The 25,514-nt window shown below is 65.3% G+C and carries 20 protein-coding genes; 11 read left to right on the top strand and 9 right to left on the bottom strand.

What is annotated here, in order from left to right; genetic code table 11:
* The first annotated feature begins 252 nt into the window (after positions 1–252).
* The 10 genes from M2S36_RS02945 to M2S36_RS02900 all read left to right on the top strand — a co-directional run bounded on the left by M2S36_RS02945 (position 253) and on the right by M2S36_RS02900 (position 11,960).
* Positions 253–1,041 (top strand): alpha/beta fold hydrolase, encoded by a 789-nt coding sequence (locus M2S36_RS02945; protein ID WP_207830120.1) that lies wholly within the window; start codon positions 253–255, stop codon positions 1,039–1,041.
* Complete coding sequence (locus tag M2S36_RS02940; protein WP_207830122.1) at positions 1,038–1,892, top strand: alpha/beta hydrolase; 855 nt, start codon at positions 1,038–1,040, stop codon at positions 1,890–1,892. Before M2S36_RS02945 ends, M2S36_RS02940 begins: the two co-directional genes overlap by 4 nt.
* 109 nt (positions 1,893–2,001) lie before the next feature.
* Positions 2,002–2,796 carry a DUF4892 domain-containing protein gene (locus M2S36_RS02935; protein ID WP_207830125.1) on the top strand — a complete coding sequence of 265 codons (795 nt, stop codon included), beginning with the start codon at positions 2,002–2,004 and terminating at the stop codon, positions 2,794–2,796.
* A gap of 12 nt (positions 2,797–2,808) precedes the next feature.
* Positions 2,809–3,861 carry an AI-2E family transporter gene (locus M2S36_RS02930; protein WP_207830128.1) on the top strand — a complete coding sequence of 351 codons (1,053 nt, stop codon included), beginning with the start codon at positions 2,809–2,811 and terminating at the stop codon, positions 3,859–3,861.
* 176 nt (positions 3,862–4,037) lie between these two features.
* Positions 4,038–4,127: a K(+)-transporting ATPase subunit F gene (gene kdpF / locus M2S36_RS02925; protein WP_003251485.1), complete on the top strand. Its 90-nt coding sequence runs from the start codon at positions 4,038–4,040 to the stop codon at positions 4,125–4,127.
* 9 nt (positions 4,128–4,136) lie between these two features.
* Entirely contained in the window at positions 4,137–5,831 is a 1,695-nt protein-coding gene (gene kdpA / locus M2S36_RS02920) for a potassium-transporting ATPase subunit KdpA (RefSeq protein ID WP_207830981.1), read from the top strand.
* A 9-nt stretch (positions 5,832–5,840) separates the two neighbouring features.
* Entirely contained in the window at positions 5,841–7,895 is a 2,055-nt protein-coding gene (kdpB, locus tag M2S36_RS02915) for a potassium-transporting ATPase subunit KdpB (protein WP_333956672.1), read from the top strand.
* Positions 7,896–7,905: 10 nt separating this feature from the next.
* Positions 7,906–8,457: a potassium-transporting ATPase subunit KdpC gene (gene kdpC / locus M2S36_RS02910; protein WP_233686953.1), complete on the top strand. Its 552-nt coding sequence runs from the start codon at positions 7,906–7,908 to the stop codon at positions 8,455–8,457.
* Positions 8,458–8,613: 156 nt separating this feature from the next.
* Complete coding sequence (locus M2S36_RS02905; RefSeq protein WP_207830988.1) at positions 8,614–11,268, top strand: sensor histidine kinase; 2,655 nt, start codon at positions 8,614–8,616, stop codon at positions 11,266–11,268.
* Positions 11,265–11,960 carry a response regulator gene (locus tag M2S36_RS02900; protein WP_207830990.1) on the top strand — a complete coding sequence of 232 codons (696 nt, stop codon included), beginning with the start codon at positions 11,265–11,267 and terminating at the stop codon, positions 11,958–11,960. The genes M2S36_RS02905 and M2S36_RS02900 overlap by 4 nt, the downstream gene beginning before the upstream one ends.
* Positions 11,961–12,103: 143 nt before the next feature.
* On the opposite strand, the gene M2S36_RS02895 is transcribed toward M2S36_RS02900, so the two are convergent.
* Positions 12,104–13,009 carry a LysR family transcriptional regulator gene (locus tag M2S36_RS02895; protein WP_333956671.1) on the bottom strand — a complete coding sequence of 302 codons (906 nt, stop codon included), beginning with the start codon at positions 13,007–13,009 and terminating at the stop codon, positions 12,104–12,106.
* Positions 13,010–13,083: 74 nt separating this feature from the next.
* Positions 13,084–16,014, bottom strand: coding sequence for an aminotransferase (locus tag M2S36_RS02890; RefSeq protein ID WP_333956670.1), 2,931 nt, complete (start codon positions 16,012–16,014; stop codon positions 13,084–13,086).
* Between the two features lie 208 nt (positions 16,015–16,222).
* Between M2S36_RS02890 and M2S36_RS02885 the strand changes: the two genes are divergently transcribed.
* The gene (locus M2S36_RS02885; protein ID WP_207831272.1) at positions 16,223–16,681 is read left to right on the top strand and encodes a hypothetical protein; all 459 of its coding nucleotides are present in this window, start codon (positions 16,223–16,225) and stop codon (positions 16,679–16,681) included.
* Here M2S36_RS02885 and M2S36_RS02880 read toward each other — a convergent pair.
* The 7 genes from M2S36_RS02880 to M2S36_RS02850 form a co-directional block, all read right to left on the bottom strand.
* Entirely contained in the window at positions 16,678–17,244 is a 567-nt protein-coding gene (locus tag M2S36_RS02880; protein ID WP_233686950.1) for an HD domain-containing protein, read from the bottom strand. The genes M2S36_RS02885 and M2S36_RS02880 overlap by 4 nt on opposite strands.
* A 64-nt stretch (positions 17,245–17,308) precedes the next feature.
* Positions 17,309–17,878, bottom strand: coding sequence for a helix-turn-helix domain-containing protein (locus M2S36_RS02875; RefSeq protein WP_063912691.1), 570 nt, complete (start codon positions 17,876–17,878; stop codon positions 17,309–17,311).
* A gap of 225 nt (positions 17,879–18,103) precedes the next feature.
* The gene (locus M2S36_RS02870; RefSeq protein WP_063912690.1) at positions 18,104–19,714 is read right to left on the bottom strand and encodes an ABC transporter ATP-binding protein; all 1,611 of its coding nucleotides are present in this window, start codon (positions 19,712–19,714) and stop codon (positions 18,104–18,106) included.
* Position 19,715: 1 nt separating this feature from the next.
* Positions 19,716–20,735, bottom strand: coding sequence for an ABC transporter permease (locus tag M2S36_RS02865; RefSeq protein ID WP_063912689.1), 1,020 nt, complete (start codon positions 20,733–20,735; stop codon positions 19,716–19,718).
* A 1-nt stretch (position 20,736) separates the two neighbouring features.
* Complete coding sequence (locus M2S36_RS02860) at positions 20,737–21,810, bottom strand: microcin C ABC transporter permease YejB (RefSeq protein WP_207830996.1); 1,074 nt, start codon at positions 21,808–21,810, stop codon at positions 20,737–20,739.
* Between the two features lies 1 nt (position 21,811).
* On the bottom strand, positions 21,812–23,647 hold the full coding sequence (locus M2S36_RS02855) for an extracellular solute-binding protein (protein ID WP_233693680.1): 1,836 nt from the start codon (positions 23,645–23,647) through the stop codon (positions 21,812–21,814).
* On the bottom strand, positions 23,644–25,473 hold the full coding sequence (locus tag M2S36_RS02850; RefSeq protein ID WP_233686949.1) for an extracellular solute-binding protein: 1,830 nt from the start codon (positions 25,471–25,473) through the stop codon (positions 23,644–23,646). Before M2S36_RS02850 ends, M2S36_RS02855 begins: the two co-directional genes overlap by 4 nt.
* Positions 25,474–25,514 lie beyond the last annotated feature (41 nt).

The following is a 25,514-nucleotide window of genomic DNA, read 5'->3' as shown; positions in this document are numbered from 1 at the left end:
ACGGGGCCGCTGCGCGGACAGGTACCGCCCACGCCCTGAACGGTGGGAGCGGCTTTAGCCGCGGCTAAAGCCGCTCCCACAGGGTTCGCGGATTGCTTGCGAACTCAGTTATCTACGCGACAGCGCAGCCCAAAGGGCTGCGATCTCCCACAAGCCTGACCTGATAGCCCTCGCCGATGACCTTTCCGGACGTTGCCGAACCGCCCCGGGATACCGACAATGGGCCATCATCCCCGATCCGGACCCGGTGCCATGTCGCAGCAGATCTTCTTCGCCCATGCCAACGGTTTCCCCTCGGCCACCTACGGCAAGCTGTTCGCTGCCCTGGCACCGGACTATCAGGTGCAGCACCTGGCCCAGCACGGGCACGATCCGCGCTTTCCGGTGGACGACAACTGGCAGAGCCTGGTCGACGAACTGTTGCACCACCTGGCCCGGCAGGACCAGCCGGTATGGGGTGTCGGCCATTCGCTGGGCGGGGTGTTGCACCTGCACGCCGCCTTGCGCTGCCCCGAGTACTACCGTGGCGTGGTGATGCTCGACTCGCCGGTGCTCACCCGCGCCGACCAGTGGCTGCTGCGCACCGCCAAGCGCTTCGGCTTCATCGACCGCATCACCCCGGCTGGCCGCACCCTGGGGCGCCGCGAAACCTTCAATGACCGCGACAGCGCCCGGGACTATTTTGCCGGCAAGTCACTGTTCCGCCATTTCGACCCCGACTGCCTCGATGCCTACATAGAGCACGGCCTGCAGGCGAAGGAGCAGGGGCTGCAGTTGCGCTTCGACCCGGCCACGGAAATCAGCATCTACCGCAGCATCCCGCATACCAGCCCTGCACCTGCGCGGCAGTTGCAGGTGCCACTGGCCATGGTTCGCGGCGAGCGCAGCAACGTCATTCGCCACCACCACACCTTGGCCGTACGCGGCATGCCCAAGGGCGAATTCCACAGCGTGCCGGGTGGACACATGTTCCCGCTGGAGCGGCCAACCGACACCGCCAGCCTGATCAAGGGCCTGTTCGACCGCTGGAGCCAGGCATGAGCGCGCAGGTCGAGGAAATTCGCCTGAGCCTGGGGCATATCGAACTGGCGGCGCACCTGTTCGGCCCTGAGGACGGGTTGCCGGTGATCGCCCTGCATGGCTGGCTGGACAACGCCAACAGCTTCGCCCGCCTGGCGCCGCAGCTCAAAGGCCTGCGCATCGTCGCCCTGGACCTGGCCGGGCATGGTTACTCGGAGCACCGGCCGCTCGGCGCCGGCTATGCCCTGGCCGACTACGCCCATGACGTGCTGCGGGTGGCCGAGCAGCTGGGTTGGCAACGTTTCGCCCTGCTGGGCCATTCGCTGGGGGCAATCATTTCGGTGCAACTGGCTGGTGCGTTGCCGGAGCGGGTCAGCCATCTGGCCCTGATCGACGGCGTCATCCCGCCGACTGGCGCCGAGCAGGACGCCGGTGAGCGGCTGGGCATGGCCCTGCAGGCCCAGTTGCGCCTGGATGGCAAGCGCAAGTCGGTGTACACGACCCTGGAGCAGGGCGTGCAGGCACGCATGAAAGGCATGGTCGCGGTCAGCCGCGAGGCAGCCGAGCTGCTGGCCCAGCGAGGCCTGATGCCGGTGCCTGGTGGTTACAGTTGGCGCAGCGACAGCCGCCTGACCCTGCCTTCGCCAGTGCGCCTGAGCGAGGCCCAGGCCATGGCCTATGTGCGCCGGGTAAGCTGCCCGGCGCGCCTGGTGGTGGCCGCCGATGGCATGCTGGTGCGCCACACCGGGTTGCTGGAGCAGCTACCCTTTGAGCAGGTGACGCTGCCCGGTGGCCATCACCTGCACCTGAACGATGAGCAGGGCGCGGCCCTTGTCGCAGACTGTTTCAATCGCTTCTTTGGCTTTGCTTGACTTGCACCGGACAAGTGTCGAGGCTTGGCGGGTTGAACAGGGAGACAACCATGCAACTGCCAGACATCCTGGAGCTTCACCTCGGCGCTGAGCGCCGCCTGGGTCGCCAATGAGCGCGCCTGTAGCCATCCGTAATGCCTTCGCTGCCTGTCTGGTGTTCGCCAGCCCCGCGCTGTGGGCCGGTAGCCTGCCGGTACCGGTGGACGCCAAGGTGGTCGACCAGCGCCCGGCCGTGGAGCAGGAGCGTGTCTACCCCATGGGCCCGCTGCGCAAGATCAGCGGCCGCCTGCGGGTCGAGGACAAGGTCGAAAGCCGCGGCCAGGTCAGCTCGGTCACCTATGAACTGCCGGTGGAACGTACCGCCCGCGAAGCCTTCACCAGCGCTCGCGAAGCACTGCAGCGCGACGGCGGCTACCCGCTGTTCTGGTGCCAGGGCCGCGATTGCGGCGAGGCCAGCCTGTGGGCCAATGATGTGTTCGGCAATGCCCGCCTCAACGGCGGCGACGAGCAGCAGGCGTTCATCCTGCTGCGCCGCTCGGCGGAGCAGGCCGACACCCTGGTCGCGCTGTACAGCGTCACCCGCGGCAACCGCCGCGCCTACCTGCACGTGGAAGAGTTCGTCGCCGGCAGCCCGCTGGGCGAACTGCTGCCGACCGCCGCCACGGTGCTGCGGGAAATGCGCGATACCGGCAAGCTCGACTACCCTGACCTGGCCGCGCCGCAAGACACCTGGGCGAACCTGCTGGCCCGCAGCCTGAACCTCGACAGCACCCTGCGTGCCAGCCTCAGTGGCGCCCAGGCCGAAGCCTGGCGCGAAGCGCTGGTCAAGGCGGGGGTACGCAGTGGCCGCCTGGAAGTCGGTAGCGCGCCTACCGACGGCCTGCACCTTGAACTGATCCGTTGAACGAGCACCACCATGGCTAACAATGACCGCTTGCTGGTCCAGATTCTGCTGCTGGCGCTGCTGGGGGCCGGCCTGTGGGTAATGGCACCGTTCATTTCAGCGCTGTTGTGGGGGGCCATCCTGGCCTTTGCCAGCTGGCCCTTGATGCGCTTGCTGACGCGTGTGCTGGGCGGTCGCGAAACCCTGGCGGCAAGCCTGCTGACCAGCGCCTGGATCCTGATCGTGGCGTTGCCGCTGGTGTGGTTGGGGTTCAACCTGGCCGATCACATTCGCGATGCGACGGCATTCGTGCGTGACGTGCAGGTGGACGGCCTGCCCGATGCACCGGCCTGGCTGGGTGGTATCCCGTTGGTTGGCGAGCGCCTGGTCAGCTGGTGGCAATCGCTGGACCAGCAGGGCGCAGCCTTGCTGGCCTCGGTCAAACCGCACCTGGGGCAGGTGGGCAACTGGTTGCTGGCGCGCAGCGCGCAGATCGGCAGCGGCGTGCTGGAGCTGACCCTGAGCCTGGTGTTCGTGTTCTTCTTCTACCGCGACGGCCCACGCCTGTCGGCATTCGTCCTGCGCTTGCTGCACCGCTTGATGGGCGACCGCGCCGAGTACTACCTGGAACTGGTGGCCGGTACGGTGCAGCGAGTGGTCAACGGGGTGATCGGTACGGCCGCCGCGCAGGGCGTGCTGGCGTTGATCGGCTTCCTGATCGCCGGTGTGCCCGGGGCCATCGTGCTGGGCCTGGTCACCTTCATGCTCAGCCTGATCCCCATGGGCCCGCCACTGGCCTGGATCCCGGCCACCGGCTGGCTGGTATGGAAGGGCGAGTACGGCATGGCGGTGTTCCTGGGGGTTTGGGGCACCTTCATCATCAGTGGCGTGGACAACGTGCTCAAACCGTACCTGATCAGCCGTGGCGGCAACCTGCCGTTGGTGATCGTGCTGCTGGGCGTGTTCGGCGGTCTGATTGCCTTTGGCTTCATTGGCCTGTTCATCGGGCCGACCTTGCTGGCTGTCGGTTACAGCCTGCTGTTGGACTGGAGCCGCAACGCGGCGCAGCAGCCGCCCCAGCGGTAACCTGTACTGGCCTCTTCGCGTCGAACCGCCGCGAAGAGGCCGGTACCGACAACCGAAAAGCCTGATCTTTACACCTTCTTTATTCCCATCCCCACCCCCCGATCTCGCCCCTTTACGCCCCTCCCTCGGACAATTTCCCCAAAGCGGCCCAAGCCGCACCACGGGGAGAACCACACATGAACATGCTCGACGGGCTGTCACTGCTGCTGGCAGTGGCATTGGCGTTTTATCTGCTGGTGGCGCTGCTGCGCGCCGATCGCAGCTAGGGAGCGGCCATGCACAGTTACGACTTCGCCTTGCTCCTGGCATTTTTCGCCATCGTGCTGCTACCGGCACCCTGGCTCGGGCGGTTCTACTTCAAGGTCATGGAAGGCCAGCGCACCTGGCTGTCGCCCGTGCTGGGCCCGGTCGAGCAGGCCTGCTACCGGCTGGCAGGCGTGCGCGCCGGCCAGGAACAGAACTGGCAGCAGTACACCCTGGCCCTGCTGGCCTTCAACCTGGCCGGGTTCCTGCTGCTGTTCACGGTGCTGCTGTTACAGGGCTACCTGCCATTCAACCCGCAGCATCTGCCCGGCCAGGAATGGTCGCTGGCGTTCAACACCGCGGTCAGCTTCGTCACCAACACCAACTGGCAGGCCTACAGCGGTGAGGCGTCGGTCAGCTACCTGAGCCAGATGCTCGGCCTGACCGTGCAGAACTTCGTCAGCGCTGCCACCGGCCTGGCCGTGCTGGTCGCGCTGTGCCGTGGCATTGCCCGGCGCAGCGCGACGACACTGGGCAACTTCTGGGTCGACATGACCCGCGCCACCCTCTACGGCCTGCTGCCGCTGTGCCTGCTGCTGGCATTGTTGCTGGTGTGGCAAGGTGTGCCGCAAACCCTGGCCGACTACGCCCATGCGGTCACTCTGCAAGGCACCGAACAGACCATCCCGCTGGGCCCGGCCGCCAGCCAGATCGCCATCAAGCAACTGGGCACCAATGGCGGTGGCTTCTTCGGCGTCAACTCGGCGCACCCGTTCGAAAACCCCACGGCCTGGAGCAACCTGTTCGAGGTGGCTTCGATCATCCTCATTCCGGTGGCGCTGGTGTTCACCTTTGGCCACTACGTGAAGGACCTGCGCCAGAGCCGCGCCATCCTCGCCTGCATGCTTGCCCTGTTCCTGATCGGCGGCAGCACGGCGTTGTGGTCCGAGCACCAGCCCAACCCGGCCCTCGAGAGCGCGCAGGTACAGCAAAGCGCCCCCATGGAGGGCAAGGAAAGCCGCTTCGGCACCACCGGTTCGGTGCTGTGGACGGTGACTACCACTTCCGCTTCCAACGGCTCGGTCAATGCCATGCACGACAGCCTCAACCCGCTGACCGGCATGGTGGCAATGGTCAACATGATGGTCGGTGAGGTGATCTTTGGCGGCGTTGGCGCCGGGCTGTACGGCATGCTGCTGTTCGTGCTCATCGCAGTGTTCCTGGCAGGGCTGATGATCGGCCGCACCCCGGAATACCTCGGCAAGAAACTGCAGGCACGCGAGGTGCAGTTGCTGGTGGCGACCCTGCTGGTGATGCCGGTCGGCGTGTTGGTGCTCGGCGCCATCGCCGCCAGCCTGCCAGGCCCGGCGGGTGCGGTCAGCAACCCGGGTGCGCATGGCTTCAGCCAGCTGCTGTACGCCTACACCTCCGGTACGGCCAACAACGGCTCGGCCTTCGCCGGCTTTGGTGCCAACACGGTGTTCCACAACCTGATGATCGGCCTGGCCATGCTGGTCGGCCGCTTCGGCTACATCCTGCCGGTGCTGGCCTTGGCCGGCAGCCTGGCGGCGAAGAAAAGCGCGCCCCAGGGCCTGAACAGCTTCCCCACCCATGGCCCGCTGTTCACCGGCCTGCTGCTGGTCACCATCCTGCTGGTCGGTGGCCTGACTTTCCTGCCAACCCTGGCCCTTGGGCCGATCGCCGAACACTTGAGTCTGGGTTTTTGAGGACCGACCATGAACATGCCCATTCCTGAAGTACAAGCCCGGCACAGTGCCAAGGACCAGACCCGCTTCGCCGCGTTGTGGCGCCCGGCGCTGGTACAGGCCTTCGTCAAGCTCGACCCGCGGCAACTCAAGCGCTCGCCGGTGATGCTGGTAGTCGCCCTGACTGCTGTGCTGACCACTGTCCTGTGCTTTGCCCCTGACAGCGGTGTGAGCACCGGCGTGGCCGTGCAGATCGCCCTGTGGCTGTGGTTCACCGTGCTGTTCGCCAACTTCGCCGAGGCCCTGGCCGAAGGCCGTGGCAAGGCCCGCGCCGACAGCCTCAAGGCTGGCAGCCAGGGCCTGACTGCCCAGCGTCGCAAGCGCGATGGCAGCTACGAGACCGTCGCCGCCAGCGCGCTGCGCAAGGACGATGTGGTGCGCGTGGTGGCCGGCGAAATGATCCCCGGTGACGGTGAGGTGCTTGAAGGCATCGCTGCGGTCAACGAGGCCGCCATTACCGGCGAGTCCGCGCCGGTGATCCGCGAATCCGGCGGCGACCGCTCGGCGGTGACCGGCAATACCCGGCTGGTCTCCGACTGGCTGTTGATCCGCATCACCAGCAACCCGGGCGAATCGACCCTCGACCGCATGATTGCCCTGGTCGAAGGCGCCAAGCGGCAGAAGACCCCGAACGAGATCGCCCTCGACATCCTGCTGATTGGCCTGACCCTGATCTTCCTGATCGTGGTGGTGACCTTGCAGCCGTTCGCCCACTTCGTGGGTGGCAGCTTGCCGCTGATCTTTCTCGCTGCGCTGCTGGTGACGCTGATCCCCACCACCATCGGCGGCCTGCTGTCGGCCATCGGTATCGCCGGCATGGACCGGCTGGTGCGGTTGAACGTTATCGCCCGCTCGGGCCGCGCGGTGGAAGCGGCCGGTGACGTGCATACACTGATGCTCGACAAGACCGGCACCATCACCTTCGGCAACCGCCGTTGCAGCGCGCTGCACGCCGCACCGGGCATCACCCCCCGCGAGCTGGGGGAGGGCGCCTTGCTGGCCTCGCTGGCGGACGACACCGCCGAGGGCAAGTCGATCGTCGAGTACCTGCGTCAGTTGCACGACTTCGTCGAACCGTCCACCGGGCAGTTCGAGGCCGTGGCCTTCAGCGCCGAGACGCGCCTGTCGGGCATCGACTTGCAGCAGCACCGCTACCGCAAGGGCGCCGTGGATGCCGTGTTGGCGTTTGTCGGCATGCAACGCCTGGAAATGCCTCAGGCACTGGCCCGTGAAGTGGAGCGCATCGCCCAGAGCGGCGGTACACCATTGCTGGTGTGCCTCGACAAGCGCCTGCTCGGCGTGATCCACCTCAAGGACGTGGTCAAGCCCGGCATCCGCGAGCGCTTTGCCGAGCTGCGCAAACTGGGCATCCGCACGGTGATGGTGACCGGCGACAACCCGCTGACCGCCGCCGCCATCGCCGCCGAGGCCGGCGTGGATGACGTGCTGGCCGAGGCCACGCCAGAGAAGAAGCTGGCACGCATCCGCCATGAGCAGAACGACGGCCGCCTGGTGGCCATGTGCGGCGACGGTGCCAACGACGCCCCGGCACTGGCCCAGGCTGACGTGGGCATGGCCATGAACGACGGCACCCAGGCCGCGCGCGAGGCGGCCAACATGGTCGACCTGGACAGCGACCCGACCAAGCTGCTGGACGTGGTGCAGGTCGGCAAGGAGTTGCTGGTGACTCGCGGCGCGCTGACCACCTTCTCCATCGCCAACGATGTGGCCAAGTACTTCGCCATCCTGCCGGCGCTGTTCGCTGCCATCTACCCGCAGTTGGGCGTGCTCAACCTGATGCACCTGGCCAGCCCGCAGAGTGCGATTTTGTCGGCCATCGTGTTCAACGCGCTGATCATCATCGTGCTGATCCCGCTGGCGCTGCGCGGTGTGCGGGTGCAGGCGGCCAGCGCGGCGCACCTGCTGCGGCGCAACCTGTTGATCTACGGGCTGGGCGGCATTGTCGTGCCGTTTGCCGGGATCAAGCTGATCGATCTGCTGCTCAATGCCCTGCACCTGGTCTGAGGAGGCCACCATGAATGCTTATGTACGCCCGGCGCTGAGCCTGGCCTTGTTGATGACCCTGGTGACTGGCGCGCTGTATCCGCTGGCAGTGACCGGCATTGCCCAGGTCGCTTTCCCGAGCCAGGCCAACGGCAGCCTGGTGCGCGACGACCAGGGCCAGGTGCGCGGTTCGGCGCTGATCGCCCAGGACTTCCAGGGTGATGGCTGGTTCCACCCGCGCCCGTCGGCGGGCGCCTACGCCACCGTGGCCAGCAGCGCCAGCAACCTGTCGCCGAGCAACCCGGCGCTGGCCGAGCGGGTCAAGGGCGATGCGGCTGCGTTGTACCAGGCGCAGCAGGGGCCGGTGCCCCAGGCGCTGCTGACCACCTCGGGCAGCGGCCTCGACCCGCACCTGCCGCCGGAGGCCGTGGCCTACCAGATCCCTCGGGTGGCGGCGGCACGGCAATTGCCGGCGGAGCGCTTGCAAGGCTTGCTGGAAGAGGCCACCCTCCACCCATTGATCGGCCCGCCGGTGGTCAATGTGCTGGCCTTGAACCAGGCCTTGGAAAACCTCAGCCATTGATAGATGGCTTGAGGGGCTGGCAGGGACCCTGTGGGAGCGGGTTTACCCGCGAATGCGTCGGTGGCGCTACTACTGCATTCGCGGGTGAACCCGCTCCCACAGGTACGGTGATGGTCCCTGGATTTGCTGCTTGCTGGAAATGGCAAAGGATGAAAGATGAGTGACTCCGCCCGCGCAGATGCGCTGTTGGCTACCCTCCCGCGATCCGGCCGGGGCCGGTTGAAGGTATTCCTTGGCGCCGCCCCCGGCGTCGGCAAGACCTTCGCCATGCTCCAGGCCGCCCACGCCCAGCAACGCCAGGGTGTGCAGGTGCTGGCCGGGGTGGTGGAAACCCATGGCCGCGCCGAAACCGAAGCCCTGCTTGGCGGCCTTCACCAGCAGCCCCTGCTGCGCAGCCAGTACCGCGGCGTCACCCTCGAAGAAATGGACCTCGACGGCCTGCTCAAGGCCGCCCCGGCCTTGGTGCTGGTCGACGAACTGGCCCACACCAATGCCCCTGGCAGCCGCCACGCCAAACGCTGGCAAGACGTACAGGAACTGCTCGCCGCCGGCATCGATGTGTACACCACGGTCAACGTCCAGCACCTGGAAAGCCTCAACGACAAGGTCCGCGACATTACCGGCGTGCAGGTGCGCGAAACCCTGCCGGACTGGGTGCTGCAGGAAGCCTTCGAGCTGGTGCTGATCGACCTGCCACCCCGTGAACTGCTCGAACGCCTGCGCGAAGGCAAGGTGTACGTGCCCGAGCAGGCGCGGGCCGCCATCGATGCGTTCTTCTCGCAAACCAACCTTACCGCCCTGCGCGAGCTGGCCATGCAGACCGCTGCGGCCCAGGTGGATGCCGACCTGGCCCACGGCTATCGCCAACGCGGCCAGGAAGCCCCGGCCCTGCGAGGGCGCTTGCTGGTGGGCGTGGATGGCGACGACCAGGCAGAGCGCCTGGTGCGTCATGCCAGCCGTGTGGCCCAGCGCCGCCACCTGCCTTGGAGCCTGGTGCATGTGGACAACGGCCGCCTGCGCGACGAAGCTGCGCGCCAGCGCCTGCAAGCTGCCCAGCAACTGGCCGAACGCCTGGGCGGGGAGGTGGTGCTGCTGCGCGCCGGCGAAGTGGTACGCACGCTGATCCAGCACGCCGCCGAGCGGCGGGCCAGTCTGGTGCTGGTCGGGCAGTCTCGCGACCGCCTGCGCCGGCGCCTGTTCGGTGCCGGTGTGGCCACGCGGCTGCTGCGCGAAAGCCACGGCCTGGAAATCAACGTGCTGGACCGCGACGTGCAGCCGCAAGCGCCACGTTCGGCCGTGCGGCGGGTGTGGGTCTGGCGCCATTACCTGCTGGCGCTGCTGGCCACGGTCATGGCCGCGGGCCTGGCCTGGGCGGTGTCGAGTGTGCTGGCCTTGCCCAACATCTCGCTGGTGTTCCTGGCCGCGGTGTTGCTGGTGGCGGTGCGCAGCAGCCTGGGGCCTGCGCTGGCCTGTGCGGTGCTGTCGTTCCTGACCTACGATTTTCTGTTCATCCCACCCAACCTTTCGTTCAGGATCCAGCGCGAAGAAGACGTGCTGACCCTGGTGTTCTTCCTGTTGATGGCCGCGCTCACCGGCAACCTGGCCGCCCGCCAGCGCCGCCAGTTGCAGGCACTGCGCGAGACCCAGGCGCAGACCAGCCAGCTGCTCGACCTTTCGCGCCGGCTGACCGTGGCCACCGACCGCCAGGCGGTGTTCAACGCCGCCGGCCAGCATCTGGACGGCTGGCAGGACATGCAGGTGTGCCTGCTGGAGCGCAATGTCGAAGGCCAGTTGCAGGTGGTCAGCGGCGAAGCCCATGCCTTTAGCGATAATGAGCGCGCGGCCGCAGAGTGGGCCTGGCAGCATGTCCAGGCCGCCGGGCATGGCAGCGACACCCTGCCCAATGGCCGCTGGTGGTGGTGGCCGCTGGCGGTGGATGAACAGCCTCTGGCATTGCTCGGTGTGCGCCCACGCTCCGGCCAGCCGCTCAGCGACCCGCGCCGGCGCCTGCTCACCGCCCTCGGTCAGCCACTGGCCCAGGCCCTGGCCCGCGCCCGGCTGGCTGAACAGCTGGAGGCCGCGCGCCTGCATGGCGAAACCGAGCAACTGCGCAGCGCCTTGCTCGCGTCCGTTTCCCACGACTTGCGTACCCCGCTGACCGCCATGCGTGGCAGCATCGACAGCCTGTTGGCGTTGGGCGAGGCGATTCCCGCTGCAGACCGTCGCGAACTGTTGGAGGGCACCCGCAACGAGGCCGAACGCCTCGACCGCTACATCCAGAACCTGCTCGACATGACCCGCCTGGGCCACGGCGGCCTCAAGCTGGCCCGCGACTGGGTGGCCCCGGCCGACATCGTCGGCAGCGCGCTCAACCGCCTGCGCGTGGTGCTGGCACCGCTGCGCGTGCACACCGACGTGCCGGCCGAGCTGCCGTTGCTGTTCGTGCATGCGGCGTTGATCGAGCAGGCACTGGTCAACGTGCTGGAAAATGCCGCGCGTTTCTCGCCAGACAATGGCCGGCTGGAGTTGCAGGTGTCGGTGCAGGACGCCCAGTTGCGCTTCGCCGTCAGCGACCAGGGCCCCGGCATTCCCGTGGCCGACCGCGAGAAGATCTTCGACATGTTCTACACCGCCGCCCGCGGCGACCGCGGTGGGCAGGGCACCGGCCTGGGCCTGGCGATCTGCCAGGGCATGATCGGCGCCCATGGCGGGCAGATCCTGGTGGGCGAAGGCATCGATGGCCAGGGCACCAGCATCACTTTATGCTTGCCGCTGCCCCCTCAACCTGAAGCCGAAAGCGAAACCCCATGAGTCAGTCCGCCACCCTCCTGGTCATCGACGATGAACCGCAGATCCGCAAGTTCCTGCGCATCAGCTTGGCCTCCCAAGGCTACAAGGTGCTCGAGGCCGCCACAGGTGCGCAAGGGCTGGCCCAGGCCGCTTTGGGCAAGCCGGACCTGGTGGTGCTCGACCTTGGCCTGCCGGATATGGACGGCCAGCAGGTGTTGCGTGACCTGCGCGAATGGAGCGCGGTGCCGGTAATGGTGTTGTCGGTGCGTGCCAGTGAGCTGCAGAAGGTCGATGCGCTGGATGGCGGTGCCAACGACTATGTAACCAAGCCGTTTGGCATTCAGGAGTTTCTGGCGCGGGTGCGTGCCTTGCTGCGCCAGGTGCCGCAGGCGGGTGGCTCGGAAGTGGCGGCCAGTTTTGGGCCGCTGACCGTGGACTTTGCCTTTCGCCGGGTGACCCTGGATGGCGTGGAAGTGGCGTTGACGCGCAAGGAGTATGCGCTGCTGGCGCAGCTGGCCGGGCACCCGGGGCGGGTGATTACCCAGCAGCAGCTGCTCAAGGATATCTGGGGGCCTACCCATGTGGATGACACCCATTACCTGCGGATCGTGGTCGGGCACCTGCGACAGAAGCTGGGCGATGACCCGACGGCGCCGCGGTTCATCATCACCGAGGCAGGGGTGGGGTACAGGCTGGTGGCACCTGCTGCATAGTCCGGGTTCACGCCCACCTTGTGGGAGCGGGTTTACCCGCGAAGAATGTGACACGGTGCATGGCACCGGCTNNGAACCCGCTCCCACAGGGAGGGTGCAAACCCAGGAAGCCTGAGCAGTACAGTTACTCCCGCGAGGGGGCATCAGGCCCTCGGTGGTTCCTTCTCGAACAGCTGGCGCATGACTTCCAGGTAACGCCGTGCACCCAGCCCCAGCGGGCGCGGCTTGACCCAGATGATGTCGACCCACAAGCGCAACCGGCTGGCCATGTTGTCGAAGCGCACCTCCGCCAGCGCGCCCGAAGCAATCAAAGGCTCGACCAACGGCTGCGGCAGGTAGGCCCAACCGAGCCCCGATTGCACCAGGTCCAGCGTAGCCAGGTAGCTGTCGGTCAGCCAGATGCGCCGCGACAGCACCATGCGCGGGTCCGACCCGGTGGCCTTGCCCGAAGCCACGATGATTTGCCGCTGTTCGGCGAACGCCTCTTCCGGCAACGGCGTGCCGCTGTTCTGACCGGCCGGATGGCGGGGCGAGGCAACGGCCACCAGCAACTGGCTGCCGGCCTCCAGGAACGACTCGCGCTCGTCGATACCGGGCCGTTCGAAGACCAGCGCCAATTGCACACTGCCGTCATGCAGCAGGCGGATGGCTTCGGCCTGGGTGGCCGAGCGCACCTCGATTTCCAGGCTGGGAAATTCCTGGGCGAGGGTTTCCAGTGGCTGGCTCCAGGGGCCTGTCTGCAGCTCGGGGGCCATGGCGATGGTCAGGCGCTTTTCCAGGCCCTTGTGCAGTTGCAGGGCCTGGGCGTCGAGCAGGTTGAGCTGGCAGATCACCTGCCTGGCCTGGGGCTCCAGCGCCAGGGCGGCACTGGTGGGCAAGGCTTTGCGCGTGGCCCGGTCGAACAGCGGTAGGTCCAGCTCCGCTTCCAGTTGGGCGATGGCCATGCTCACGGCCGAAGGTACACGGCCCAGCTTGCGGGCGGCAGCGGAGAACGAGCCTGCCTCCAGCACCGCGAGGAAGATTGCCAGGGAGTCGCTGGTAAAGGCCATTGTCAGAAAACCTGATGACGAGGAAGCGTTGTGGCCGAAAAGTATGAACACTCCTCGGCCAGCTGCGCAATTCCTTACAGGCCCTCGGAGAGCACCCGGTCGATGCTGTCGACAAAGTAGTCCACGCTCGCCCGGCTGGTGCACATCGGAGGCTTGATCTTGAGGATGTTCAGGTAGTCACCGGTCGGCTGCATGAAGATGCCCAGGTCACGCAGGCGGTTGCACAGGGCCATGGTTTCCTCGGTGGCCGGCTCCAGGGTTGTGCGGTCGCGCACCATTTCCAGCCCCAGGTAAAAGCCCGAACCATGCGCCGCGCCGGCCAGCGGGTGCTTGTCGACCAGTGCCTGCAGGCGTGCCTTGAAATAGCGCCCGGTGTCGCGGGCGTTGTCCCACAGGCCTTCTTCCTGCATTACATCCAGCACCGCCATGCCGATGCGGCAACTGACCGGGCTGCCACCGGCCGAGGAGAAGAAGTAGCCCTCGGCTTCCAGTGCTTCGGCGATCTCGCGGCGGGTGATGACTACGCCCAGCGGTTGGCCGTTGCCCATGCCCTTGGCCATGGTGATGATGTCGGGCACCACACCCTGTTCCTCGAAGCCCCAGAAGTACTCGCCCAGGCGGCCATAACCGACCTGTACCTCGTCGGCGATGCACACGCCGCCCCGCGCACGGACTTTGGCATAGGCTTCGCGCAGGTAACCGGCCGGCAACGAAATACCACCGGCATTGCCGTACACCGGCTCGCAGATGATGCCCGCCAACTGGCGGCCACGGGCGTCAAGGTCGGCCAGCTTGGTGTCGACGTCGCGCAGGTAGTCGGTGGCGCTGTCGGCGCCACGGAAGCGGCCGCGGAAGGTGTTCGGCGCCTCGACCGGGTGCACCCAGTCCGGGCGGGTTTCCAGGGCCTGCGGGTTGTCGGCGATGGAAGTGGAAATGGCATCGGTGGCCACCGACCAGCCGTGGTAGGCCTCCAGCACGCTGAGCAGGTCGCGCCCGCCGCTGTAGGCCCAGGCCAGGCGAATCGCCAGGTCGTTGGCTTCGGTACCGCTGTTGACCATGAACACCCGGTCGAAACCTTCGGGCGCCAACGCCAGCAGGCGTTCGGAGAACTCGCTGATGGCCGCGTAATGGAAGCGCGAGTTGGTGTTCAGCAGCGACCATTGCCGCGCCGACTCGGCGACCATGCGCGGGTGGCCGTGGCCCAGTACCGCGACGTTGTTGAGCATGTCCAGGTACGAGCGGCCCTGCATGTCGATCAGGTAGTTGCGCCAGCCGCGTTCGATGTGTGGTGGTTGGGCGTAGTAGTGCTTCTGTGAGCGAGCGAAGCTGGCGTCGCGGCGGGCCAGCAGGGCCTGCGGGTCAGGGAGCGGCTCGGCGTTGCAGTCGAAGCCCAGCAGCGCATCTGGCGACGGGCACAGGGCCAGCCAGGCGGTCGCCTGGGACGGGGTGGCGAAGAACGGCGGCTGGATGCCGTTATCCAGGCACAGCTGCACACTGAGGAAGCCACAACTGCTGCCCAGCGACTGGCCTTTTTCCACGGTCTGGCCATCTGCCGGCGCGTCTTCCAGGCCCTGTAGCCACAAGGCCCAGTGCGCGCTGCGCAGGCAGCCACGGCCGTCGCCATGGCGCTGCCAGGTGCCGGTATCTGGCGCTTGCACCAGGCTGCCGTTGGGCACGTGCAGCTCGACGCCCAGGGCGCAGGTGGCGGGCTCTTCAGGGCGGTCGATATGGGTTTGCGACAGGCGATACTGCCCATGCAGGCTGCAGGCCGGGGCCGGTTGCGTGGTCAGCAGGTGCTGGTCGAAGCCCGGTTGTTCCCAGTTGCCCGCCTCGCAATGCACGCTGAGTACGCCCAGGTCGACCCGTGTCACTGGCTGCCCTTTCAGTTCAGGGAGCAGGGGGGCGCAGCCGCTCAGGTCCGGCGTGGCGGGGTGCAGGCCCGCAGCTTGCAGGATGGCCGCTTCCATCAACGCGAAAGGTACGGCGGTGGCCGTGTCGAAGATTTCCCATTCATGGGCGATGTTGTCGCGGGTGTACTGGTTGCCGGGGTCGACGGCGAGCTGCTGCTCGCTGCTCAGCACCAGTACGGCGGCGCGGTTGAGCACCAGTGGCCACAGCGCCCGCAGTTCGGCTTCGCTCAGTGGGTTGAGCGCCTGGTAGGCCTGCACTGCAGGCAGGATGCGCAGTGGGTCACCCTCGGCGTGGTGCAGCAGCGCAGCGCAGGTCACCGACAGGTCGGCGATGCGCCAGGTGCGCAGCAGGTCACCGAAATCGATCACCCCTTGCAGTTGCCACTGGCGCTGGGCATCACGGGCCCACACGGTGTTGTCGTCGGTGATGTCCAGATGCACGGCCTGGCTTGGCAGTTGATCAACCAGCGGCATCAGACGCTCGCAGGCCTGGCGGGTGGCGTGTTCGATGCGGGCGCGCTGCCCGCTGTCCTGCAGCACCGGCAGCAGGTGATCGATCAGTGCCTGGGCATGCTGCGGGTCCCATTGCAGGGTGCGCGCCAGGCCTGGGTGATCGAAATCGGCAAGCGCCTTGTCCAGCTTCGCACAGAGCCCGCCCAGTTCAGCCATCAGGCGTGGCTCCATGTGCTTGAGGCGGGTCAACGGTTGGCCTTCGATGTAATCGAGCAGGCGCAGGCGCAGTGGTTGCGCGTCAATGTCCAGGTCCAGCAATCCCGTGCCGTTGTGCGCTGCGCGCACGGCAGGTACCGGCAAACCTTGATCGCGCAGGAAGGCCAGGGCGGCGTGTTGCGCTTCCAGTTCCAGCTGGGCATAGCTGCCGTGGCAGGCCTTCAGCACATAGCCACCCTGCGGTGTGCTCACACGGAAGTTCAGGTCTTGCTGGCTGCCCAGTACCGAAAGGTTACCGGCAAGGCCGTAGTGGGCCTGCAGCACGGTGTGTGCCTGCGCTTCGCTCAGCGTTGGGCTGGGCAGGCCGGAGCGCTGGATCAGAGTGGCCAAGGCAGGGGAGGCGGGCTGGTTCTGTGGGCTGGACATGGGCTCTACCGTTGGTGCTGGGAGTTGACGGTTGAGAATTTATGCCCGATCCGGCTGATGATGGAAGACGATTGTTGTCAAAAAAACTGATAACAAGGCTGAGTTATAGAAAATCCGATACTTGCGTTGATGCTCTTCCTCGGGCTTGACCTTGGAGCGTACTCCAGGCTTTAGGCTGCAGCCTTCGTTGATTGAGAGGGCAGTGGACATGTGGAGTGACACGCAGTATCGCAAGCTGGTGCGGGCCAGTGGTATTTATGATCTGGTGGTTACCATCGGCTTTGCGACACCCTGGAGTTTTGCCCTGTTGCATGGGTGGTTGAGTGGGCTGCATGACACGTTTGGGCTGGCGGGTGAAATTCCGCTGTTTGGAGCGATGCACGTCATGATGGCCAACCTGATGGGGTCGATTGTGTGCGTGTGGGCGTGGTTGCGGATTCGCCACCCTGAGTATCGGTTTGGTCGTTACGATGCGGCGGGGAGGGTGCTGTTTTCGGCGTGGCAGGTGTATGCGTTGGTCAATGGCGCCTCAGCGCTGATCTGGGGTGTCCTGGTGCTGGAAGTGCTGTGGGCTATTGCCCAGTTGGCACCGGTCTCACGAACGCCCGCTATCCCTGTGGGAGGGGCCTTTCGCGACACAAGGCCGCTCCCACAAAGACCGCGCTAGCGGGCCATGCGTTTGCGTGTTTCTTCATCGAGTGTGCGCCTCAAGGAGGCCAGAAACGGTAAGGCATCGGTATAGCGGCGGCCATATTCCAGGTTGAACGCGTAGTCGAAGCCAGGCGGGTTATCGCCTTGGGTGTGCTGCAGGATGGTTTCGATCTTGTCCAGTGCCTTGACCACTTTGGCTTCTGGCGAGTCCGCCGCTTCATACTCGTCGAACAGGGCAACGATGTTGTCCTGCATCGAGGGTTCGAGCATCGAGGTCATGGAGATGAGGTCCTGTCGTTCACTCATGCTCTTGTTTGGCGTTGCCTGCGCTTCAGGCGCAGGAACATCGCCACTCAACGCTTCCCCAAGGTCATGAACCAGGCACAGCTTGAGCACCTTGCAGATATCGACATCACCCAGTTCTTCCTCGAACACCAGCGCCAGCAACGCCAGCCGCCAACTGTGCTCGGCCGTGCTTTCCCGCCGGCCTGTCGACGTGTGGGCACTGCGTGTCACGCTCTTGAGCTTTTCGGCTTGGCGCAGGAATTCGAGTTTTCCATGAAGGTTGTGATTCGGCACGACGGGTGACCTCTTGCTGTTGCAGAGGTAAATCATCGGCTCGCCGTTTGCCGGCGTCCACGCATTAAATATGCGCCAGGGTTTCGACCAGCCTGGCAGTCGACCCATCCGACAGTGTGAATCGGGTCCACCGGCACAGGCTGTGCTGGATGGGCACCACTGCCGAGTCATTTGTGCCGGTGGAGAACTCCAGCGCCGGGGAGGCCAGGTTGTCGCGCCAGCCGATGCCTGCCAAGCGCTGTTCCTGGCTGGCGATTTCCTCTGTTGCGAATGGCCACAGCGAGACACCCAGCAAGTCACTGACGGGCACACTGAACTCAGCCTCGCGGGAAGATGAGCAGGCCAGCAGGCGGTGGGTGAGGTCGCACACCAGGTGCACAGGTTGCGAACTGCCCGACACAAGGCGCGCCAGTGCGTGGTCCGCGGCACTGCTGAGCCTGGCTTTGAGCAAGGCTTCGATACGCGCTCGCTGCTCGGGCTCGGCGTCCTGCACGCCCGACTCCCAGCGAGAAATGGTCGACTGGCACACCCCGAACATCTGCGCGGCATGCAGCTGTTTGACCCGGTTCAGCACGCGCCAGTGTTTTAGCATCGGGCCGATGGGTGTGTTGCGAAGTGAAGGTGAGATGTTCATATCTGTCTTCCATGCTTGCGCCAAAGGTCTACATGCATATAGGCCTTTGGCGCGGTACTTCGAGCGTGTAAGCGGCCATTCTCAGCGCATCATGCCCAGCTCGGCTCATCCATCAGATCCGAAGATTGCTCGCGGGCCTCTTCGCGGGCACGCCCGCTCCCACAGGCGCTGTGCAGGTCTTGAAGTCTGTGGTGACCTTGTGGGAGCTGGCTTGCCGCACAAAAGCTAACTGGCCGCATCCACCTCCAGAAACGCCGCCTCCAGCAACTGCCGGGTATACGGATGCTGCGGTGCATGGAAGATCGCCTGCGCATCCCCTTGTTCCACCACATGCCCGTGCTTGATCACCATCAACTGGTGGCTCAACGCCTTGACCACCGCCAGGTCATGGCTGATGAACAGGTAGGTCAGGTTGTATTTCTGCTGCAGATTGCGCAGCAGCTCCACCACCTGCCGTTGCACCGTGCGGTCCAGCGCTGACGTAGGCTCGTCCAGCAGGATCAGCGCCGGCTTCAACACCAACGCCCGGGCAATCGCAATGCGTTGGCGCTGCCCACCGGAAAACTCATGTGGGTAGCGATGCCGCGTGCGCGGGTCCAGCCCCACTTCCTCCAGGGCCGCAATAATCGCAGCTTCCTGTTCCTGCGCCGTGCCGATGCGGTGAATGCGCAACCCTTCACCGACGATGTCCTCCACGCACATGCGTGGGCTCAGGCTGCCAAACGGGTCCTGAAACACCACCTGCATTTCCCGGCGCAACGGGCGCACGGCCTTCTGGTTCAGCCCTTCCAGGTTCTGCCCATGGAAGCGAATGCCGCCCTGGCTGGAGATCAGCCGCAAGATCGCCAGACCCAAAGTCGACTTGCCCGACCCGGACTCGCCGACAATCCCCAGCGTCTGCCCCTGTGGCAAGCTGAAGTTGACCCCGTCCACCGCCTTCACATGGTCGACCGTGCGCCGCAGCAAGCCCTTCTTGATCGGGAACCACACCTTGAGGTCATCCACCTCCAGCAAGGGCGCGCCCACCGGGTTGTGCGCCGGCAGCCCGCTGGGCTCGGCATTGATCAGCATCTGCGTGTAATGGTGTTGCGGTGCACTGAACAGCCTGGCGCATTCGGCCTGCTCGACAATCTGCCCGCGCTGCATCACGCACACGCGGTGGGCGATGCGCCGCACCAGGTTCAGGTCATGGCTGATCAGCAGCAGGGCCATGCCCAAACGCGCCTGCAGTTCCTTGAGCAGGTCGAGAATCTTCAACTGCACGGTCACATCCAGCGCCGTGGTCGGCTCATCCGCAATCAGCAGCTCCGGCTCGTTGGCCAGGGCCATGGCGATCATCACCCGCTGGCGCTGCCCGCCGGACAGTTCGTGGGGCAGGGCCTTCAGGCGCTTGCGTGGCTCGGGAATGCCGACCATCTCCAGCAGTTCAAGGGTGCGCGCGGTTGCTTCCTTGCCGGTCAGACCTTTGTGCAGCAGGAGGATTTCGTTGATCTGCTTCTCGATGCAGTGCAACGGGTTCAGCGAGGTCATCGGTTCCTGGAAGATCATCGCAATGCGGTTGCCGCGAATGCGCTGCATGGTCTTCTCGTTCTGCTGCAGCAGGTCCTTGCCTTCGTAGCGGATGCTGCCGCTGGGGTGGCGGGCCAGGGGGTAGGGCAGCAGGCGCAGGAGCGAGTGCGCGGTGACCGATTTGCCCGAGCCACTCTCGCCCACCAGTGCCAGCGTCTCACCCTTGCGGATATCGAAGCTGATGCCGTCCACCACGCGGTGGGCCTGGTCACCGGTGACGAACTCCACCGACAGGTCGCGCACTTCGATCAGGTTCTGTTCACTCATGTCACTTCCTCGGGTCGAAGGCATCGCGGGCGGATTCGCCGATGAACACCAGCAGGCTCAGCATCAGCGCCAGCACGGCGAAGGCGCTTATGCCCAGCCATGGGGCCTGCAGGTTGGACTTGCCCTGGGCCACCAGCTCGCCCAGCGACGGTGCGCCCGGCGGCAGGCCGAAGCCGAGGAAGTCCAGGGCGGTGAGGGTGCCGATGGCGCCGGTGAGAATGAACGGCATGAAGGTCATGGTCGAGATCATGGCGTTGGGCAGGATGTGCCGGTACATGATCGCGCCGTTGCGCATCCCTAACGCGCGGGCGGCGCGCACGTATTCCAGGTTGCGCCCGCGCAGGAACTCGGCGCGCACCACGTCCACCAGGCTCATCCACGAGAACAGCAGCATGATGCCCAGCAGCCACCAGAAGTTGGGCTGCACGAAGCTGGCCAGGATGATCAGCAGGTACAGCACCGGCAGGCCTGACCAGACTTCCAGGAAGCGCTGCCCGGCCAGGTCGACCCAGCCGCCATAGAAGCCCTGCAGGGCGCCGGCGATCACGCCGACGATGGAACTGAGCAGGGTCAGCGTCAGGGCGAACAGCACCGATATGCGGAAGCCGTAGATCACCCGTGCCAGCACGTCGCGGCCTTGGTCGTCGGTGCCCAGCCAGTTGTCCGCCGAGGGCGGGGCCGGGGCGGGTACGCGCAGGTCGTAGTTGATGCTCTGGTAGCTGAACGGGATCGGCGCCCAAAGCACGAAGCTGTCTTTCTTCTCAAGCAGTTCGCGGATGTACGGGCTCTTGTAGTTGGCTTCCAGCGGGAATTCGCCGCCGAAGGTGGTTTCCGGGTAGCGCTTGAAGGCCGGGAAGTACCATGCGCCGTCGTAGCGCACGGCAATCGGCTTGTCGTTGGCGATCAGCTCGGCGCCCAGGCTCAGGCCGAACAGGATCAGGAACAGCCACAGCGACCACCAGCCACGGCGGTTGGCCTTGAAACGCTCGAAGCGCCGGCGGTTGAGGGGGGACAAGGCCATGTCAGTGCTCCCGGCTGGCGAAGTCGATGCGTGGATCGACCAGGGTGTAGGTCAGGTCGCCGATCAGTTTCACCACCAGCCCCAGCAGGGTGAAGATGAACAGGGTGCCGAAGACCACCGGGTAGTCGCGGTTGATGGCCGCCTCGAAACTCATCAGGCCGAGGCCGTCGAGGCTGAAGATCACCTCGATCAGCAAGGAGCCGGTGAAGAAGATGCCGATGAACGCCGAAGGGAAACCGGCAATCACCAGCAGCATGGCGTTGCGGAACACATGGCCGTACAGCACCCGTGGCCGGCTCAGGCCCTTGGCCTTGGCGGTGACCACGTACTGCTTGTTGATCTCGTCGAGGAAGCTGTTCTTGGTCAGCAAGGTCATGGTGGCGAAGTTGCCGATGACCAGCGCGGTGATCGGCAGCACCAGGTGCCAGAAGTAGTCCAGCACCTTGCCGGTGGTGCTCAGTTCGTCGAAATTGTTGGAGGTGAGGCCACGCAGCGGGAACCAGTCGAAGTAGCTGCCGCCGGCGAACAGCACGATCAGCAGGATGGCGAACAGGAACGCCGGGATGGCGTAGCCGACGATGATCGCCGAGCTGGTCCACACGTCGAAATGGCTGCCGTGGCGCACGGCCTTGGCGATGCCCAGCGGGATCGACACCAGGTACATGATCAAGGTGCTCCACAGCCCCAGCGAAATCGACACCGGCATCTTCTCGAGGATCAGGTCGATGACCTTGGCATCGCGGAAGAAGCTGTCGCCGAAGTCCAGCCGGGCGTAGTTCTTGATCATGATCCACAGGCGCTCGGGCGGCGACTTGTCGAAGCCGTACATGCGTTCGATCTCGGCGATCAGTGCCGGGTCCAGGCCCTGGGCGCCACGGTAGTTGGAGCCGGCAACGGACACTTCGGCACCGCCGCCGGCAATGCGGCTGGTGGCGCCTTCGAAGCCTTCGAGCTTGGCGATCATCTGCTCGACCGGGCCGCCGGGGGCGGCCTGGACGATGATGAAGTTGATGATCAGGATGCCGAACAGGGTCGGGATGATCAGCAGCAGGCGGCGCAGGATGTAGGCCAGCATCTTAGTTGGCCTCGTCTGCAGGGGCTTCGCTGACGGCCGGGGTTACCCCGGGCTTGATCCACCAGGTGTCGATGCCGATGTCGTACTTGGGCGAGACGTCCGGGTGGCCTATGTGGTTCCAGTAGGCCACGCGCCAGGTCTTGATGTGCCAGTTGGGGATCACGTAATAGCCCCACAGCAGCACCCTGTCGAGGGCGCGGCAGTGGTCGATCAGGCTTTGCCGCGAGTCGGCGTTGATCAGTTGGTCCACCAGCTGGTCGATGGCCGGGTCGCGCAGGCCGATGAAGTTGCGGCTGCCTGGGTTATCGGCAGCGGCACTGGACCAGAATTCGCGTTGCTCGTTGCCTGGCGAGTTGGACTGCGGGTAGCCGCCGACGATCATGTCGTAGTCGCGCGAGCGCAGGCGGGTGATGTATTGCGACACGTCGACCCGGCGGATGTTCAGCTCGATGCCCAGATCGGCGAGGTTGCGCTTGAATGGCAGCAGAATGCGTTCGAATTCGGTCTGCGCGAGCAGGAATTCGATGCTCACCGGCTTGCCCTGGGCGTCGACCATCTTGTCGTCGACGATTTTCCAGCCGGCTTCCTGCAGCAGCTTGTAGGCCTGGCGCTGTTGCTCGCGGATCATGCCGCTGCCGTCGCTGACCGGGTTGTGGAAGGCTTCGCTGAACACCTGGTCGGGGATTTTGCCGCGCAGCGGTTCGAGAATCTTCAGCTCGCCAGGGCCGGGCAGGCCGCGAGCGGCCATTTCCGAGTTGTCGAAGTAGCTGCCGGTACGGGTGTAGGCGCCGTTGAACAGCTGCTTGTTGGTCCATTCGTAGTCCAGCAGCAGGCTAAGTGCCTGACGCACGCGCACATCCTGGAATACCGGGCGGCGGATGTTGAAGATGAAGCCCTGCATGCCGGTGGGGTTGCCGTTGGGCAGCTCTTCCTTGATCAGCCGGCCGTCGCGCACGGCGGGCACGTTGTAGGCGGTGGCCCAGTTTTTTGCGCTGACTTCCAGGCCATAGTCGAAGGCCCCGGCCTTGAGGGCCTCGAGGGCGACGGTGGTGTCACGGTAGGAGTCGAACGTCATGACGTCGAAGTTGTAGAAGCCGCGGTTGATCGGCAGGTCCTTGGCCCAGTAGTCCTTGACCCGTTCGTAGCGCACCGAACGCCCGGCCTTGACTTCGGCGACCTTGTACGGGCCGCTGCCCAGCGGGATTTCCAGGTTGCCGCGGTTGAAATCGCGGTTTTCGTACCAGTGCCTGGGCAGTACCGGCAACTGGCCGAGAATCAGCGGTAGCTCGCGGTTGTTCTTGTGCTTGAACTTGAACAGCACTTTCAGCGGGTCTTCGGCGACCACTTCGGCGACGTCGGCATAATACTGGCGGTACAGCGGCGCACCGTCCTTGATCAGGGCATTGAAGGTGAACACCACGTCGTCGGCACGCATCGGGTGGCCGTCATGGAAGCGGGCTTCCGGGCGCAGGTAGAAGCGTACCCAGCTATTGTCGGGTGCTTTCTCGATCTTGCCGGCAACCAGGCCGTATTCGGTGAATGGCTCGTCCTGGCTCTGACGCATCAGGGTGTCGTAGATGATGCCGATGTTCTCGGCCGGCACGCCCTTGTTGATGAACGGGTTGAGGCTGTCGAAGCCGCCGAAGCTGGACTGGCGGAAGGTGCCGCCCTTGGGCGCATCAGGGTTGACGTAGTCGAAGTGCTTGAAGTCGGCCGGGTACTTGGGCGGCTCGTCGTACAGGGTGAGCGCGTGTTGCGGTGCGGCCAGGGCGGGAAGGCTCAGGCAGGCGAGCAACAGGCTGCCTGCCAGCCGGCGCAGTCGGTGCGTTGGCGTCATTGGGCTTTCTCCGAAGTCTTGATCCACCAGCTGTTCAGCCCGAGGGTGTAGGGCGGCGTGGTGACGAAGGCGAACCGGTTGCGGTAGGCCAGGCGATGATTGTCGAGGTACCAGTTGGGAATCATGTAGTACTGCCATGAGAGCACGCGGTCCAGGGCGCGGGCGGCGGCGACCTGGTCATCGCGGGTGCGGGCGGCGAGCAGGGTGTCGAGCAGATGGTCGACCACCGGGTCCTTCACCCCAGCATAGTTCTTGCTGCCCTTGGTCGCGGCCTGGCTGGAATGGAAATACAGCCACTGTTCGAGGCCCGGGCTCAGGGTCTGGTTCAGGGTCATCAGAATCATGTCGAAATCGAACTGGTCCAGGCGCTGTTTGTACTGGGCGCGGTCCACGGTGCGCAAGCGCGCATCGATGCCGATGCTGGCCAGATTTTCGACATAAGGTTGCAGGATGCGTTCAAGGTTGGGGTTTACCAGCAGCAGCTCCATGTGCAACTGCTGGCCCTTGCTGTCGACCAGGCGCTGGCCGTTCAGCTTCCAGCCGGCCTCGGCGAGCAGGCCTAGGGCCTGGCGCAGGGTCTGACGGCTGATGCCACGGCCATCGGTCTGGCTGACCGTGTAGGGCTCGCTGAACAGCCTGGCTGGCAACTGGTCACGGAACGGCGCCAGCAGCAGCCACTCCTTGCCGGTGGGCAGGCCGGTGGCGGCGAATTCGCTGTTGGGGTAGTAGCTGGTCGAGCGGCGGTAGGCGCCGCTGAACAGCGCGCGGTTGGTCCACTCGAAGTCGAGCATCAGCCCCAGCGCCTGGCGTACCCGTGGGTCGCTGAAGGTGGCCCGGCGGCTGTTCATGAACAGGCCCTGGGTTTGCGTGGGGATGCGGTGCGGGATCTGTACCTTGATTACCTCGCCGCGGCGCACGGCCGGGAAGTTGTAACCGTTGGCCCAGTTCTTCGCCTGGTGCTCTATGTAGATGTCGAACTCGCCGGCCTTGAATGCTTCGAAGGCTACCGTGGCGTCGCGGTAGAACTCGTATTCCACGCGGTTGAAGTTGTACTTGCCACGGTTCACCGCCAGGTCCTTGCCCCAGTAGTTCTTCACCCGCTCGAACACCAGCCGGCGCCCAGGCTGGACCTGGGTGATGCGGTAGGGGCCGCTGCCCAGCGGGGGTTCGAAGGTGGTGGCCTTGAAGTCGCGCTTTTGCCAGTAGTGCTTGGGCAGCACCGGCATTTCGCCCAGGCGCAGGATCAGCAACGGGTTGCCGGCGCGCTTGAACACGAAGCGGATGCGCAGCGGGCCAAGGATGTCCACCCGCTGCACTTCCTGCAGGTTGGTGCGGTAGATCGGGTGGCCATCCTTGAGCAGCGTGCGGTAGGAGAAGGCCACGTCTGCCGAGGTGATCGGCTTGCCGTCATGCCAGTGGGCTTCCGGGCGCAGGTTGAACACCACCCAGCTGCGGTCCTCGCTGTACTCCACCGAGCGGGCGATCAGGCCGTAGCTGGAGGTCGGTTCGTCGCCGGACGGGTCGTACTGGCCGGTGCCGACCATCAGCGGCTCGTTCAGCTCGCTGATGCCGTATTGCTGGAAATTGGGCGTGGTGATCGGGCTCGACCCCTTGAAGGTATAAGGGTTGAGGGTGTCGAAGGTACCGAAAGCCATGGCCCGCAAGGTGCCGCCCTTGGGCGCTTGCGGGTTGACCCAGTCGAAATGGGTGAATGTGGCTGGGTACTTGAGCGTGCCGAACTGCGCGTATCCGTGGCTTTCGCTCACCATCGCGGCTGCGGGAAAGCTCAAGGCCAGGCTGAGAGACAGCAGGAGGGGACGTATCAAGTCGGCATCCGATCCAGAGGCGTTGGGCTTTGATCGGGGTA

Origin of the sequence: Pseudomonas sp. SF2 (genome assembly GCF_036858055.1) — a bacterium.
Classification (GTDB): Bacteria; Pseudomonadota; Gammaproteobacteria; order Pseudomonadales; family Pseudomonadaceae; genus Aquipseudomonas.
The sequence above is the reverse complement of the archived record's forward strand: the minus strand, read 5'-3'. Positions and strand labels throughout refer to the sequence as shown.